The sequence below is a fragment of the Pseudomonas sp. LG1E9 genome (assembly GCF_003290225.1).
GTDB lineage: Bacteria > Pseudomonadota > Gammaproteobacteria > Pseudomonadales > Pseudomonadaceae > Aquipseudomonas > Aquipseudomonas cyclaminis.
In genome coordinates, this window is the sequence record NZ_CP029983.1 from 1,887,832 (window position 1) to 1,903,781 (window position 15,950).

14 protein-coding genes are annotated in these 15,950 nt (G+C 60.2%); 9 read left to right on the plus strand and 5 right to left on the minus strand.

Annotated elements, in window-relative coordinates; genetic code table 11:
* Window positions 1-292: 292 nt before the first annotated feature.
* A complete protein-coding gene (locus DNK50_RS08875; protein ID WP_099584997.1) occupies window positions 293-574 on the plus strand; it encodes an HU family DNA-binding protein in 282 nt (93 codons plus the stop codon).
* A gap of 61 nt (window positions 575-635) precedes the next feature.
* Here DNK50_RS08875 and rlmF read toward each other — a convergent pair whose 3' ends face one another.
* The 5 genes from rlmF to DNK50_RS08900 form a co-directional block, all read right to left on the minus strand.
* Window positions 636-1,655 (minus strand): 23S rRNA (adenine(1618)-N(6))-methyltransferase RlmF, encoded by a 1,020-nt coding sequence (gene rlmF, locus DNK50_RS08880; protein WP_112193619.1) that lies wholly within the window; start codon window positions 1,653-1,655, stop codon window positions 636-638.
* A 237-nt stretch (window positions 1,656-1,892) separates the two neighbouring features.
* Window positions 1,893-4,739 carry a valine--tRNA ligase gene (locus DNK50_RS08885; protein ID WP_112193621.1) on the minus strand — a complete coding sequence of 949 codons (2,847 nt, stop codon included), beginning with the start codon at window positions 4,737-4,739 and terminating at the stop codon, window positions 1,893-1,895.
* A 150-nt stretch (window positions 4,740-4,889) separates the two neighbouring features.
* Window positions 4,890-5,279 (minus strand): DNA polymerase III subunit chi, encoded by a 390-nt coding sequence (locus DNK50_RS08890; protein ID WP_099585000.1) that lies wholly within the window; start codon window positions 5,277-5,279, stop codon window positions 4,890-4,892.
* Window positions 5,280-5,286: 7 nt separating this feature from the next.
* Window positions 5,287-5,715, minus strand: a complete 429-nt coding sequence (locus tag DNK50_RS08895) for a DNA polymerase III subunit chi (protein WP_112193623.1) — start codon at window positions 5,713-5,715, stop codon at window positions 5,287-5,289.
* Window positions 5,716-5,766: 51 nt separating this feature from the next.
* The gene (locus tag DNK50_RS08900; protein WP_112193625.1) at window positions 5,767-7,257 is read right to left on the minus strand and encodes a leucyl aminopeptidase; all 1,491 of its coding nucleotides are present in this window, start codon (window positions 7,255-7,257) and stop codon (window positions 5,767-5,769) included.
* A 282-nt stretch (window positions 7,258-7,539) separates the two neighbouring features.
* Here DNK50_RS08900 and lptF point away from each other — a divergent pair, with 282 nt between their 5' ends.
* The 8 genes from lptF to pdxJ all read left to right on the plus strand — a co-directional run bounded on the left by lptF (window position 7,540) and on the right by pdxJ (window position 15,914).
* Window positions 7,540-8,658, plus strand: a complete 1,119-nt coding sequence (gene lptF / locus DNK50_RS08905; protein WP_099585003.1) for an LPS export ABC transporter permease LptF — start codon at window positions 7,540-7,542, stop codon at window positions 8,656-8,658.
* On the plus strand, window positions 8,651-9,730 hold the full coding sequence (lptG, locus tag DNK50_RS08910; RefSeq protein ID WP_099585004.1) for an LPS export ABC transporter permease LptG: 1,080 nt from the start codon (window positions 8,651-8,653) through the stop codon (window positions 9,728-9,730). Before lptF ends, lptG begins: the two co-directional genes overlap by 8 nt.
* 151 nt (window positions 9,731-9,881) lie before the next feature.
* Entirely contained in the window at window positions 9,882-11,681 is a 1,800-nt protein-coding gene (lepA, locus tag DNK50_RS08915) for a translation elongation factor 4 (RefSeq protein WP_032859966.1), read from the plus strand.
* Between the two features lie 5 nt (window positions 11,682-11,686).
* A complete protein-coding gene (gene lepB / locus DNK50_RS08920) occupies window positions 11,687-12,541 on the plus strand; it encodes a signal peptidase I (protein ID WP_099585005.1) in 855 nt (284 codons plus the stop codon).
* Between the two features lie 161 nt (window positions 12,542-12,702).
* A complete protein-coding gene (rnc, locus tag DNK50_RS08925) occupies window positions 12,703-13,392 on the plus strand; it encodes a ribonuclease III (protein ID WP_032886446.1) in 690 nt (229 codons plus the stop codon).
* Window positions 13,385-14,287 (plus strand): GTPase Era, encoded by a 903-nt coding sequence (gene era / locus DNK50_RS08930; protein WP_043204836.1) that lies wholly within the window; start codon window positions 13,385-13,387, stop codon window positions 14,285-14,287. Before rnc ends, era begins: the two co-directional genes overlap by 8 nt.
* Before the next feature lie 142 nt (window positions 14,288-14,429).
* Window positions 14,430-15,119 (plus strand): DNA repair protein RecO, encoded by a 690-nt coding sequence (gene recO / locus DNK50_RS08935; RefSeq protein WP_099585006.1) that lies wholly within the window; start codon window positions 14,430-14,432, stop codon window positions 15,117-15,119.
* Window positions 15,120-15,170: 51 nt separating this feature from the next.
* The gene (pdxJ, locus tag DNK50_RS08940) at window positions 15,171-15,914 is read left to right on the plus strand and encodes a pyridoxine 5'-phosphate synthase (protein WP_099585007.1); all 744 of its coding nucleotides are present in this window, start codon (window positions 15,171-15,173) and stop codon (window positions 15,912-15,914) included.
* The last annotated feature ends 36 nt before the right edge of the window (window positions 15,915-15,950 follow it).

Consider the following 15,950-nt stretch of genomic DNA (forward strand, 5'->3'; position numbering starts at 1 on the left):
TCTGACATTGCATATGCCTTTTTTTCACGGTTTAGAGCGATAAAGCTGACCAAATGGGTAGGTAGAGGCGGATATTTCCCCGTCTCTGTGCTAGTTTTGCCCCGTCTTACGCCAAGTCTCGGCGTTAAGCGTGCATTCAGCATCTGTCAGGTCGAACCAATCCCCGTTTCAAGCATCTATAACCCCGTTCTCCGAGGTTATAAGCCTGGGGTGCCAGGCCTAGACGGTCGGGCTCGACGGCTGACACTGCACTCTGCAATCCATATGAATTTGATAGGGAAGGAACACCACAATGGCTATTACTAAAGACCAACTGATCGCTGACCTGGCTGAATCTGTAGACGCACCGAAAACTACCGTGCGCGCTCTGCTGGACCAACTGAGCCAAGTTGTTGCTGATCAGCTGGAAAACGGCGGCGAAATCACTCTGCCAGGCGTTGGCAAACTGAAAGTGACTGAGCGTCCAGCCCGTACTGGCCGTAACCCTTCGACTGGCGCTGCCATCGAAATCGCTGCCAAGAAAGTTATCAAGCTGGTTGTGGCCAAAGGCCTGACCGACGCTGTTAACAAGTAAGACGCAGCAAAAAAAACCGCGCTCCGGAGTGATCCGGGCGCGGTTTTTTGTTGCCTGCGATTTAGTCGCGGACCCAGCGCTGTCGCCAGATCTGCTGCTCGTTCTTGGTCTGGAAGGTCCAGGCCACGAAGCGGCTTTGCTTCTGGCCCTGGGACATTTCCACTACCTGGCTTTCCAGCACGCCGGCTTTTTTCAGGGCTGTTTCAATCGCGGGCAAGTTCGACGCTTTTGACACCAAGGTGCTGAACCACAGCACTTTATGAGCAAAATTCGCGCTTTCGGCGATCAACTGCGTCACAAAACGCGCTTCACCACCTTCACACCACAACTCGGCCGACTGGCCACCGAAGTTCAGCACCGGCAATTTGCGCTTGGGATCCGCCTTGCCCAGGGCGCGCCACTTGCGTTCGCTGCCTTTGGTGGCTTCGTCCATGGACGCATGGAACGGCGGGTTGCACATGGTCAGGTCAAAACGCTCGCCCGGCTCCAGCAGGCCCAGCAGGATGTGCTTGGGATTTGCTTGCTGGCGCAACTGGATGACCTTGCTCAGGTCGTTCGACTGCACGATGGCCTTGGCCGCCGCGACGGCGATAGGGTCAACCTCGGAGCCGAGGAAGTTCCAGCGGTATTCCATGTAGCCAATCAGCGGATAGACGCAGTTGGCGCCCATGCCGATGTCCAGCACCTTGACGATGGAACCACGGGGAATCTTGCCGTCGTTGACGCTGGCCAGCAGGTCGGCGAGGAAGTGCACGTAGTCGGCACGCCCCGGCACTGGCGGGCACAGGTAGTCCTGCGGGATATCCCAATGCTGGATGCCATAGAACGACTTGAGCAGCGCCCGGTTGAACACCCGCACCGCATCCGGGCTGGCGAAGTCGATGCTTTCCTTGCCGTAAGGGTTGAGGATCACGAATTTCGCCAGTTCCGGCGTGGTCTTGATCAGCGCCGGGAAGTCGTAACGGCCTGTGTGGCGGTTGCGCGGGTGCAGGGTGGCCTCCTTGCGCGGCGCGACGGGTTTGGCCGTGGCGGCGGTTTTAGGCTTTTTGCGTGGAGGCTTGGGCGTGCTGGGGGTGGTCATGATGATTCTGGTGTTGGCTCAAAGTGGCGGCCATTGTCACACATTCCCGAGGATAACTCGGTCAAATGTGGGAGGGGGCTTGCCCCCGATGGCGGTGTACCCGCCAATTTGTAGGTTGCTGACACACTGCTATCGGGGGCAAGCCCCTCCCACATGGGGTGTATTGCCAGCCTGGCACCGGGGAATTTCGGGCAAAAAAAGAGACCCGAAGGTCTCTTTTTTCACACGGCTCAAGCCTTACAGGCTGGAAATCCGCGCATGTTGCTCCGCCAGCTTGCCCAAAGCCTGTTCCGCTTCAGCCAGTTTGGCGCGTTCTTTGTCGATCACTTCAGCCGGCGCCTTGTCGACGAACGCCGCGTTGGACAGCTTGCCGCCCACTCGCTGCACTTCGCCTTGCAGGCGCGCAATTTCCTTGTCGAGGCGGGCCAGTTCGGCGCCCTTGTCGATCAGGCCGGCCATTGGCACCAGCACTTCCATCTCGCCGACCAGTGCGGTGGCGGACAGTGGTGCTTCGGCGCCGTCAGCCAATACGGTGATCGACTCCAGCTTCGCCAGCTTCTTGAGCAGCGCGTCGTTCTCGCTGAGGCGACGCTGATCTTCGGCACTGGCGTTCTTCACGAACACGGCCAATGGCTTGCCCGGCCCGATGTTCATCTCGGCGCGGATGTTGCGCGTGCCAAGCATCAGTGTCTTGAGCCATTCGATATCGCTTTCGGCGGCTTCATCGATGCGTGCTTCGTTGGCCACCGGCCAAGGCTGCAGCATGATGGTCTTGCCTTCGATACCGGCCAGCGGCGCGAGGCGCTGCCAGATTTCTTCGGTGATGAACGGCATGAACGGATGCGCCAGGCGCAGGGCCACTTCCAGCACACGCACCAGGGTGCGACGGGTGCCGCGCTGGCGTTCGACCGGCGCGTTTTCGTCCCACAGCACGGGCTTGGACAGTTCCAGGTACCAGTCGCAATACTGGTTCCAGATGAACTCGTACAAGGCCTGGGCCGCCAGGTCAAAACGGAACTGGTCGAGCTGGCGGGTTACTTCGGCTTCGGTGCGTTGCAACTGCGAGATGATCCAGCGGTCAGCCAGGCTCAGCTCGTAGGCTTCGCCGTTCTGGCCGCAGTCTTCGCCTTTATCCAGCACGTAGCGCGCGGCGTTCCAGATCTTGTTGCAGAAGTTGCGATAGCCTTCGACGCGGCCCATGTCGAACTTGATGTCACGACCGGTGGACGCCAGCGAGCAGAAGGTGAAACGCAGGGCGTCGGTGCCGTAGCTGGCGATACCGTCGGCGAACTCGTCGCGGGTCTGCTTCTCGATCTTCTTCGCCAGTTTCGGCTGCATCAGGCCCGAGGTGCGCTTTTGCACCAGGGTTTCCAGGTCGATGCCGTCGATGATGTCCAGTGGGTCCAGGACGTTGCCCTTGGACTTGGACATCTTCTGGCCCTGGCCATCACGTACCAGGCCATGCACGTAGACGGTCTTGAACGGAACCTGCGGCGTGCCGTCCTCGTTCTTCACCAAATGCATGGTCAGCATGATCATCCGGGCAACCCAGAAGAAAATGATGTCGAAACCGGTGACCAAGACGTCGGTGGAGTGGAATTTCTTGAGGAATTCGGTCTGCTGCGGCCAGCCCAGGGTGGAGAACGTCCACAGGCCCGAGCTGAACCAGGTGTCCAGAACATCGTTGTCCTGTTGCAGCGCTACGTCCGGGCCGAGGTTGTGCTTGGCACGCACTTCGGCTTCGTCGCGGCCTACATAGACCTTGCCCGACTCGTCGTACCAGGCCGGAATGCGGTGGCCCCACCACAGTTGACGGCTGATGCACCAATCCTGGATGTCACGCATCCACGAGAAGTACATGTTTTCGTACTGTTTGGGCACGAACTGGATACGACCATCTTCCACGGCGGCGATGGCAGGTTCAGCCAGCGGCTTGGTGGACACGTACCACTGGTCGGTCAGCCACGGCTCGATCACGGTGCCGGAACGGTCGCCTTTCGGCACTTTCAGGCCGTGGTCGTCAACGCTCACCAGCAGGCCGGCCGCGTCGAACGCGGCCACGATCTGCTTGCGTGCTTCAAAACGGTCGAGGCCGGCGTATTCAGCCGGGATCTTGCCGTCGATGCTGTCGTTCAGCGTGCCATCCAGGTTGAACACCTGGCAGGCCGGCAGTACGGCGGCATTCTTGTCGAAGATGTTCAGCAGCGGCAGGTTGTGGCGCTTGCCGACTTCGTAGTCGTTGAAATCGTGGGCCGGGGTGATTTTCACGCAGCCAGTGCCGAATTCAGGGTCGCAGTAGTCGTCCGCGATGATCGGGATGCGACGGCCAACCAATGGCAGGTCAACGAACTTGCCGATCAGTGCCTGGTAGCGTTCGTCGTTCGGGTTAACCGCGACAGCGGCGTCGCCAAGCATGGTTTCCGGACGGGTGGTGGCGACGATCAGGTAGTCGTTGCCTTCAGCGGTCTTGGCGCCGTCGGCCAGCGGGTACTTGAGGTTCCACAGGAAGCCTTTTTCGTCGTGGTTTTCCACTTCGAGGTCGGAAATCGCCGTGTGCAACTTGGTGTCCCAGTTGACCAGGCGCTTGCCGCGGTAGATCAGGCCGTCTTCATGCAGGCGCACAAAGGCTTCTTTCACGGACTCGGACAGGCCGTCGTCCATGGTGAAGCGCTCGCGGCTCCAGTCGACGGACGAACCCAGGCGACGGATCTGACGGCTGATATTGCCACCGGACTGGTCTTTCCATTCCCAGATTTTTTCCAGGAATTTCTCACGACCCAGGTCGTGGCGGCTCTGGCCGGTGGCTTCGAGTTGACGCTCGACCAGCATCTGGGTGGCGATACCCGCGTGGTCGGTGCCTGGTTGCCACAGGGTATTGCGGCCCTGCATGCGGCGGAAACGGATCAACGCATCCATGATCGCATTGTTGAAGCCATGGCCCATGTGCAGGCTGCCAGTGACGTTCGGTGGCGGAATCATGATGGTGTAGGACTCGCCCGCACCTTGCGGAGCGAAATAGTTCTCGGACTCCCAGGTGTTGTACCAGGAAGTTTCAATAGCGTGCGGCTGGTAGGTCTTATCCATGCGCGGCGGGACCCTAGTTGGCATTTATTCAGGAAAGCCGGCAAGTATAACGGGGGATAGGGCGCAGGGCGAGGCGAAGACGGGCTTGAGGTGTATGGGGGCAAATGTGGGAGGGGGCTTGCCCACTCCCACATTGGATCTATGTGTGGCTTAGGACTGGTATTGGCTGAGCAACCGCTCCATGCGCGCATCCATCCGGCGCTTGATCTCGGTTTCGATGTGCGGGGCAAAGTCGTCGATCACGTCTTGCATGATCAATTGCGCGGCGGCGCGCAGTTCGTTGTCCAGGTGCAGCAGCAGGGCGTCAGGCGTTTTCTCGGCGGCGGCCGCAACGGGTGCAGCGGCTACGACGGGCGGTTCGACCGGGGCCGGGGTGGGTTTGCCGCCCACCATGTCAAATAGCAACGGAATCTGTACCTCGCCGTCGACCGATTCGGTCAGCAGCGGCGGTTGCAAGCCATCATCACCCAGCAACTGACGGATCGACTCAAGGTCATCCAGCAGGTGGTCATCTTTTTTTACAGGGTTGGAAGTGTCCATCGTGTGCTCAAAGTCGTTGTAGCCGGTGATCTTGCAAAGGATAGCCCTGTTCGCGGTAGAAACGGAAACTCTCCCGCGCGGCCTGACGAATAGCCGGATCTTCCACCACCACTTCCGCCACACGGGCGAACGTCTTGGCGAAGGGCGGTACTTTAAGGTCCAGGTTGACCAGCAGGTCATGGTGATCGCCGCAGCTGTCGCCCAAACCCAGTACTACCAGGCCTTCGGGTTCGGATTCGGCAGGGCCATGGGGTACGAAGCTTTCACCCTTGAAGCGCCACAGGCGGGCGTCGAGTTCGTCGCGTTGGGCGCTATCGCTGCAATGCAGGTAGATGCGGTGGCCCATGCGCCAGGCTTTTTCGGTGAGTTTGCAGGCAAAGTCCAAGCGCGCGAGCGGGTCGGCGCTGGGCAATATATAGAAGTCGACTTGGGTCATTGCGGTTCCTGAGGCCGGGGCGGTGTGATGGCCGCCCCGGCATCTTCAGTTTCAGGCCTTGGCGCGATCCAGCAGGTATTGGGTCAGCAGTGGTACCGGACGGCCAGTGGCGCCCTTGTCCTTGCCGCCGCTGGTCCACGCGGTGCCGGCGATGTCCAGGTGCGCCCAGTTGAAGTTCTTGGCAAAGCGCGACAGGAAGCAGGCCGCCGTGATCGTGCCGGCTTTCGGGCCGCCGATGTTGGCGATGTCGGCGAACGGGCTGTCCAGCTGTTCCTGGTACTCATCGAACAGCGGCAGTTGCCAGGCGCGGTCGTCGGCAGCCTTGCCGGCGCTGAGCAGTTGCTCGATCAATTCGTCGCTGTTGCCCAGCAGGCCCGATGTGTGGGAGCCCAGTGCAACAATGCACGCACCGGTCAGGGTGGCGATGTCGATCACTGCTTGCGGCTTGAAGCGCTCGGCGTAGGTCAGGGCGTCACACAGCACCAGGCGGCCTTCGGCGTCGGTGTTGAGGATCTCGACGGTCTGGCCGCTCATGGTGGTGACGATGTCACCTGGGCGTGCAGCGCCGCCGCTCGGCATGTTCTCGGCGCAGGCCAGGATGCACACCAGGTTGATCGGCAGCTTGAGTTCCAACACGGCACGCAGGGTGCCGAACACGCTCGCGGCGCCGCCCATGTCGTACTTCATCTCATCCATGCCGGCGCCCGGCTTGAGGCTGATGCCGCCGGTGTCGAACGTGATGCCTTTGCCGACCAGGGCGTAAGGCTTCTCGGACTTCTTGCCGCCGTTGTACTGCATCACGATCAGGCGGGGTGGCTGGTCGCTGCCCTGGCCCACGGCATAGAACGAGCCCATGCCCAGTTCCTTGATCTTTTTCTCGTCCAGCACTTCGACTTTCAGGCCCTTGAACTCTTTGCCCAATGCCTTGGCCTGCTCGCCCAGGAAGGTTGGGTGGCAGATATTCGGCGGCAGGTTGCCCAGGTCGCGGGTAAACGACATACCGTTGGCAATTGCGGTGGCGTGGGTCACGGCGCGCTGGACTTCAGCCTGCGCGGCCTTGATGGTCAGCAGGGTGATTTTCTTCAGGGCGCGGGGTTCGGCTTTCTGACTCTTGAACTGGTCGAAGATATAGCCGCCGTCCACCAGGGTTTCGGCCAGCAGGCGGGTCTTGCCGTAGCTGTCGCGGCCTTTGACCACGATTTCGTCGAGGGCCAGTGTGGCGTCGCCACCCCCCAGACCCTTGAGGGTGCCGAGGATGCTGCTGATGATCTTGCGGAAAGGGCGGTCGCCCAATTCGGCATCCTTGCCCACGCCGACCAGCAATACGCGGTCGGCCTTGAGGTTAGGCAGGCTCTGCAGCAGCAGGCTCTGGCCGACTTTGCCAGCCAGGTCGCCGCGCTTGAGCACTGCGCTGATGGCGCCGCCGCTGAGTTCGTCGAGTTGCTTGGCGGCCACGCCGAGCTTGCGGCCTTCGCCAATGGCGACCACGAGGGTGGCGGTTTTCAACGTTTCGGGGCTAACGCTTTTTACAACCAATTCCATTTTCGGGTCCCTTATAAAGGTCTGAGAGCCTGGGTTCTGTCTCCAGGCTTTAAAGCGTGGCAGTTACGTAAACCGCCAGCGACAAAGGCCGCAGTTTGAACCTCGCCGACGGAGCCTGACAACCCTTGGCGCACGCTTTGTAGGTGTGCGTGAGGTTGCGCAGTGACAGGCGCGGTCAATCACAGGATAATGCGCCATCTTTTTAGCCGGCCCTGTGTAAGGGGCTGACTCGGTATGCTGCTTGTTTGGCCGCCTTAGCCTGACAACCCTGGAGTGTCTGGTTTGATTGTCTTCCGTTATCTGTCCCGCGAAGTCCTGTTGACCCTGAGTGCCGTGAGTGCGGTCCTGCTGGTCATCATCATGAGTGGTCGTTTCGTCAAATACCTGGCCCAGGCTGCTTCCGGCGCCCTGGATCCAGGTTCGTTGTTCCTGATCATGGGCTTTCGCCTGCCAGGGTTCCTGCAACTGATCCTGCCACTGGGCCTGTTCCTCGGGATCCTGCTGGCCTACGGCCGCCTGTACCTCGAAAGCGAAATGACCGTGCTCTCGGCCACCGGCATGAGCCAGCAGCGCCTGCTCGGCATGACCATGATTCCGGCCGCGGGCGTCGCGTTGATCGTCGCCTGGCTGAGCCTGAGCCTGGCCCCCCAGGGCGCCATGCAGTTCCAGCTGGTGCTGAACAAGCAGGACGCGATGACCGAGTTCGACACCCTCGAACCGGGCCGCTTCCAGGCACTCAATGACGGCACGCGGGTCACCTACACCGAAACCATGACCGAAGACCGCGCCAACCTGGGCGGGGTATTCATCTCCGAGAAACGCCTGGGTCAGGACAAGAAAGACCGGGGTATCTCGGTGCTGGTCGCCGAGTCAGGTCGCCAGGACATACGGCCGGACGGCAGCCGCTACCTGATCCTGGAAAACGGCTATCGCTACGACGGCAGCCCTGGCCAGGCCGATTACCGGGCTATCAAGTACGACACCTACGGCGTGTTGCTCGCCCGTCCGGATGTCAGCGACGAGGTGACCGACCGCGACGCCATTCCTACGACGGAGCTGCTCGGTAGCCAGGAGCTGCGCTCCATCGCCGAGCTGCAATGGCGTATTTCCCTGCCTTTGCTGGTGTTTATCGTGACCCTGATGGCCGTGCCGCTGTCTCGCGTCAACCCGCGCCAGGGCCGCTTCCTCAAGCTGTTGCCGGCGATCCTGCTGTACATGGCTTACCTCACCATCCTGATTTCCGCCCGCGGCTCCCTGGAGAAAGGCAAGCTGTCGCCGACCCTGGGGTTGTGGTGGGTGCATGGGATCTTCCTGGTGATCGGCCTGGGCCTGCTGTACTGGGAGCCTATCCGTTTGAAAATGTTGAGCCGTCGTGGCCAGAAGGAGTTGGCTCGTGGCTAAGCTCGATCGCTATATAGGTAGCAGCGTCCTGATCGCCATCCTGGCGGTACTGGGCATCATCCTCGGGCTGGCCTCGTTGTTCGCCTTCATCGATGAAGTGGGCAACGTCAGCGACACCTACACCGTGTGGGATGTGCTGAGCTACGTGGCACTTACCGCGCCGCGTCGTCTCTACGACATGATGCCGATGGCCGCGCTGATCGGCTGCCTGATCGGCCTGGGCAGCCTGGCCAGCAACAGCGAACTGACGATCATGCGTGCCGCCGGGGTGTCCATCGGTCGTATCGTCTGGGCGGTGATGAAGCCCATGCTGCTGCTGATGCTGTGCAGCGTACTGATCGGTGAATACGTCGCACCGCCGGCCGAAACCACTGCCCAGGCCAATCGCGCCCTGGCCCAGGGTTCGGGCGATGCACAAAGCGCCAAGCATGGCCTGTGGCACCGCCAGGGTGATGAGTTCATCCACATCAACGCCGTGCAGCCGGGCGGCCTGTTGATCGGTGTGACGCGCTACACCTTCGATAAAGAACGCCACATGCTGTCGTCCAGCTTCGCCAAACGTGCACAGTACAGCGGCGAAAAATGGCAACTGACGGATATCACCACTACGCACTTTCGCAATGTCGGCCAAGGCACCAAGGCCAGCACCGAAGTGATCAATGTGCCAAGTGAAGAGTGGGACATTGCACTTAAACCGCAATTGCTCAATACCGTGGTGATGATTCCCGAAAGCCTGCCGATCTCCGGGTTGTGGAGTTACATCCACTACCTGAAGGAGCAAGGGCTGAACAACGGCCGCTACTGGCTGGCGTTTTGGGTCAAGGTGTTGCAGCCGGTGGTGACTGCCGCGCTGGTGTTGATGGCGATCTCGTTCATCTTCGGCCCATTGCGCTCCGTGACCCTGGGGCAGCGTGTATTTACCGGTGTGCTGGTGGGCTTTACCTTCCGGATTGCCCAGGATCTGCTCGGTCCGTCGAGCCTGGTGTTCGGTTTCTCGCCGCTGTTTGCGGTGCTGGTGCCGACCGCCATCTGCGCCCTGGCCGGGTTCTGGCTGCTGCGCCGAGCCGGTTGATACCGCGCTTATGCACAAAAAATGCCCCGCTCGAATGAGTGGGGCATTTTTGTTCTGGTCAGCAAAGATGACGTCTGGCTGAAGCTTCAGGTACAATTCCCGGCTATTTTTCAGCGGGCAATCTGCCTGCAGCCTTTTTGAGTGTTGATCCGTGAGTGATTTGAGTCATATCCGCAATTTCTCCATCATCGCCCACATTGACCATGGTAAGTCGACGCTGGCCGATCGATTCATCCAGATGTGCGGCGGCCTTGCCGAGCGTGAAATGGAAGCCCAGGTACTGGACTCCATGGACCTCGAACGCGAGCGCGGGATCACCATCAAGGCCCACAGCGTTACCCTGTACTACACCGCCAAAGACGGTATCAAGTACCAACTGAACTTCATCGACACCCCGGGCCACGTTGACTTTACCTACGAAGTCAGCCGCTCCCTGGCGGCCTGCGAAGGTGCGCTGCTGGTGGTGGACGCGGGCCAGGGCGTTGAAGCCCAGTCCGTGGCCAACTGCTACACCGCCATCGAGCAAGGCCTGGAAGTCATGCCGGTGCTGAACAAGATCGACCTGCCGCAGGCCGATCCGGACCGGGTAAAAGAAGAAATCGAAAAAATCATCGGCATTGACGCCACCGACGCCGTCGAGTGCAGCGCCAAGACCGGCCTGGGCGTCGACGAAGTGCTCGAACGCCTGGTCAAGACCATCCCCGCCCCCACCGGCAACTACGAAGATCCGCTGCAAGCGTTGATCATCGACTCCTGGTTCGACAACTACCTGGGGGTTGTCTCCCTGGTACGTGTGCGCCACGGCCGTGTGAAGAAGGGCGACAAGATCCTGGTCAAGTCCACCGGCAAGATCCACCTGGTGGACAGCGTCGGTGTATTCAACCCGAAACACACCGCCACCACTGATCTGAAAGCCGGTGAAGTAGGCTTCATCATCGCCGGTATCAAGGACATTCACGGTGCACCGGTCGGTGACACCCTGACCTTGAGCTCCACCCCTGACGTTGACGTGCTGCCGGGCTTCAAACGCATCCAGCCGCAGGTTTACGCCGGCCTGTTCCCGGTCAGCTCCGATGACTTCGAAGACTTCCGCGAAGCCCTGCAGAAGCTGACCCTCAACGACTCGTCGTTGCAGTACACCCCGGAAAGCTCCGACGCCCTGGGCTTCGGCTTCCGTTGCGGCTTCCTCGGCATGCTGCACATGGAAATCATCCAGGAGCGCCTTGAGCGCGAATACGACCTGGACCTGATCACCACCGCGCCAACGGTTATTTTTGAACTGTTGTTGAAAACCGGTGAAACGATTTACGTCGACAACCCGTCCAAGCTCCCAGACCTGTCTTCCATCGAAGACATGCGCGAGCCGATCGTGCGCGCCAATATCCTGGTGCCGCAGGAACACCTGGGCAACGTCATTACCCTGTGTATCGAAAAGCGTGGCGTGCAGCACGACATGTTGTTCCTCGGTACCCAGGTGCAAGTGACCTACGATTTGCCGATGAACGAAGTGGTCCTGGACTTCTTCGACCGTCTCAAATCCACCAGTCGCGGCTATGCTTCCCTGGATTACCATTTCGACCGGTACCAATCGGCGAATCTGGTGAAACTGGATGTGTTGATCAACGGCGACAAGGTCGATGCCCTGGCACTCATCGTGCACAAGGACAACGCGCACTACAAAGGTCGCCAACTGACCGAGAAGATGAAAGAACTGATTCCGCGCCAGATGTTCGACGTCGCGATCCAGGCCGCCATTGGCGGGCAGATCATTGCACGGACCTCTGTCAAGGCTCTCAGAAAGAACGTACTGGCCAAATGCTACGGCGGCGACGTAAGCCGTAAGCGCAAGCTGCTTGAGAAGCAAAAGGCCGGTAAAAAACGCATGAAGCAAGTGGGCAACGTGGAAATTCCACAAGAAGCCTTCCTTGCGGTGCTCAGGTTGGATAGTTAGGTCCTATGTCGCTAAATTTCCCGCTGTTGCTGGTCATCGCCGTTGCCGTTTGCGGTCTCCTGGCGTTGCTCGATCTGGTGTTCTTCGCCCCGCGTCGGCGGGCGGCTATCGCGTCCTATCAGGGCAGCGTCAGCCAGCCCGATGGCGTGGTGATCGAGAAACTGAACAAAGAGCCTTTGCTGGTTGAATACGGCAAGTCGTTCTTCCCGGTGTTGTTCATCGTGCTGGTGCTGCGTTCGTTCCTGGTGGAGCCGTTTCAGATCCCTTCGGGGTCGATGAAACCTACCCTGGACGTGGGCGACTTCATCCTGGTGAACAAGTTTTCCTACGGGATTCGCCTGCCGGTGATCGACAAGAAGGTCATTGAAGTCGGTGATCCGCAGCGCGGCGATGTGATGGTGTTTCGCTATCCGAGCGACCCGAACGTCAACTACATCAAGCGTGTGGTGGGCCTGCCGGGCGACGTGATTCGCTATACCAGCGACAAGCGTCTGTTGATCAATGGCGAGTCGGTGTCCGAGAAACTGCTCGGTTCCGAACCGAACAGCCTGGGCAGCGCCGAGCTGTACCAGGAAAAACTCGGTGCGGTAGAGCACGAAATCCGCAAGGAAATGAGCCGCTACCGCGCCATGCCTGACGGCGAGTGGAAAGTGCCGGCCGGGCACTATTTCATGATGGGCGACAACCGTGACAACTCCAATGACAGTCGCTACTGGGATGACCCGAGCATTCCCAAGGAGCTGCTGGGCATGGTTCCCGACCAGAATATCGTCGGCAAGGCCTTCGCGGTCTGGATGAGCTGGCCGGAACCCAAGCTCAGCCACCTGCCGAATTTCTCGCGGGTCGGGCTGATCAAGTAATACAAGCGGCGCTGTGAACACAGCGCCGACTGCTTTTCTGGGGCTTGGACAATTCCGGCTCCAGGCTGTAACCATCAGGATGTGAATTTGAACACTGCGTCAATCGTCGATGGCCGCCGGTGCCACCCACTAGATATGCAGCAACTAGGTATGGATAAACCGTGACCGTTTCGCTAAGTCGTTTAGAGCGCCAGCTCGGCTACACCTTCAAGGATCAGGAATTGATGATCCTTGCCCTCACACACCGCAGCTTTGCAGGGCGTAATAACGAGCGCCTGGAATTCCTCGGTGATGCCATTCTCAATTTCGCCGCCGGTGAGGCGCTGTTCGAACGCTTCCCCCAAGCGCGCGAAGGCCAGCTGTCGCGCTTGCGCGCGCGCCTGGTAAAAGGTGAGACCCTTGCCGTACTGGCCCGTGGTTTCGGCCTGGGTGAGTACCTGCGCCTGGGGTCCGGCGAATTGAAAAGCGGCGGCTTCCGTCGCGAGTCGATCCTGGCCGATGCCCTCGAAGCGTTGATCGGTGCGATCTACCTCGATGCAGGGATGGAAACGGCCAAGGAGCGCGTGGTCGCCTGGCTGGCTTCGGAGATTGAAAGCCTCACGCTGGTCGACACCAACAAAGATCCCAAGACCCGCCTGCAGGAATACCTGCAGTCCCGTGGTTGCGAACTGCCACGCTACGAAGTGGTGGATATCCAGGGTGAGCCCCATTGCCGCGTATTCTTCGTGGAATGTGAAATCACCTTACTGAATGAAAAAAGCCGAGGTCAGGGTGTGAGCCGTCGTATTGCCGAACAGGTAGCGGCCGCTGCAGCACTGATTGCCCTGGGCGTGGAGAATGGCCATGACTGATTCAACCGCAACACGCTGTGGCTATGTTGCCATCGTTGGCCGCCCGAACGTGGGCAAGTCCACGCTGCTCAACCACATCCTCGGCCAGAAGCTCGCGATCACCTCGCGCAAGCCACAGACCACTCGCCACAACATGCTGGGCATCAAGACCGAAGGCACCGTGCAAGCGGTCTACGTCGACACCCCTGGTATGCACAAAGGCGGCGAGAAAGCCCTGAACCGCTACATGAACAAGACCGCTTCGGCGGCGTTGAAAGACGTCGACGTGGTGATCTTCGTGGTCGACCGCACCAAGTGGACTGACGAAGACCAGATGGTCCTTGAGCGCGTGCAGTACGTCACCGGGCCATTGATCGTCGCGCTGAACAAGACCGACCGCATCGAAGACAAAGCCGAGTTGATGCCACACCTGACCTGGTTGCAGGAACAACTGCCGAACGCCCAGATCATGCCGATCTCGGCCCAGCACGGTCACAACCTCGAAGCCTTGGAGCGCGTTATCGCCGGCTACCTGCCGGAGAACGAGCACTTCTTTCCGGAAGACCAGATCACCGACCGCAGCAGCCGCTTCCTCGCCGCCGAACTGGTGCGCGAGAAAATCATGCGCCAGATGGGCGCCGAGCTGCCGTACCAGATCACCGTTGAAATCGAAGAGTTCAAGCAGCAGGGCAAGACCTTGCATATCCATGCGCTGATCCTCGTCGAACGTGACGGCCAGAAGAAAATCATCATTGGTGACAAGGGCGAGCGCATCAAGCGCATCGGCACCGAAGCGCGCAAAGACATGGAATTGCTGTTCGATTCCAAGATCATGCTCAACCTGTGGGTGAAGGTGAAAGGCGGCTGGTCCGATGACGAGCGTGCACTGCGCTCCCTGGGCTACGGCGACCTGTAAGGACACGGCAGGGCAAAAAATGTGGGAGGGGGCTTGCCCCCGATAGCGGTGGGTCAGTTAATAGATAAGTGACTGAACCACCGCCATCGGGGGCAAGCCCCCTCCCACATTAGGTTTGTATTGTTTTCAAGATAGAGAACCCATGTCCCAATCCCAACCCCCCAGCCAACTCGCCTATGTCCTGCACAGCCGCGCCTATCGCGAGACCAGCGCGCTGGTAGATTTCCTCACGCCCCAAGGCCGCCTGCGTGCAGTCTTGCGCAGTGCGAGGGGCAAGGCGGGTACGTTGGCGCGGCCGTTCGTTGCGTTGGATGTGGAGTTTCGCGGCAAGGGTGAGCTGAAAAACGTCGGCCGCCTGGAAAGCGTCGGCACGTCGGCCTGGCTCAACGGCGATGCGTTGTTCAGCGGCCTCTACCTCAACGAACTGCTGATTCGTCTGCTGCCCGCCGAAGACCCGCACCCAGCGGTCTTCGATCACTACGCCGCCACGCTGTTGGCCCTGGCCGAAGGCCGTCCTCTGGAACCCCTGTTGCGTGCGTTCGAATGGCGCCTGCTGGATGACCTCGGCTACGGTTTCGACCTGCACTACGACCTGCACGGCGCGCCCATCGCCGCCGATGGCATGTACCGCCTGCAAGTCGACGCTGGCCTTGAGCGTGTCTATCTGCTGCAACCGGGCCTGTTCCAGGGCACTGAGCTGTTGGCCATGAGCGAAGCGGATTGGACGGCGCCGGGCGCCTTGTCCGCCGCCAAGCGCCTGATGCGCCAGGCCCTGGCCGTGCACCTGGGCGGACGGCCGCTGGTCAGCCGCGAGTTGTTTCGAAAGCCCTGACATCCCCGTGTATGCTGTGCACCGTTTCTTTCCCTATTCAGGAGCGCTTCCGTGACCACCAGCAATCGCATTCTTCTTGGCGTCAACATCGACCACGTCGCCACCCTGCGCCAGGCCCGGGGCACCCGTTACCCTGATCCGGTCAAGGCCGCGCTGGATGCCGAAGAAGCAGGCGCCGACGGCATCACCGTGCACCTGCGCGAAGACCGCCGCCACATCCAGGAACGCGATGTGTTGCTGCTCAAGGACGTGCTGCAAACCCGCATGAACTTCGAAATGGGCGTCACCGAAGAAATGATGCTGTTTGCCGAGCGCATCCGTCCGGCGCACATCTGCCTGGTCCCGGAAACCCGCCAGGAGCTGACCACCGAAGGCGGCCTCGACGTGGCCGGCCAGGAAGCGCGGATCAAGGCCGCTGTGGAGCGCCTGTCGAAGATCGGCAGTGAAGTGTCGCTGTTCATCGACGCCGACGAGCGCCAGATCGAAGCGTCGCGTCGCGTCGGCGCGCCGGCCATCGAACTGCACACCGGCCGTTACGCCGATGCCACCACGCCGACTGAAGTGGCGGATGAACTGCAGCGCATCATCGACGGTGTGAACTGCGGCCTCAATGAAGGCCTGATCGTCAACGCCGGTCATGGCCTGCATTACCACAACGTGGAAGCTGTTGCCGCGATCAAGGGCATCAACGAGCTGAACATCGGTCATGCGCTGGTGGCTCACGCGCTGTTCGTCGGTTTCAAAGGCGCAGTGGCCGAGATGAAGGCCCTGATCCTGGCCGCTTCCAGGACCTGAGCGAGCACACTATAAGATTCAATGGAGATCAACATG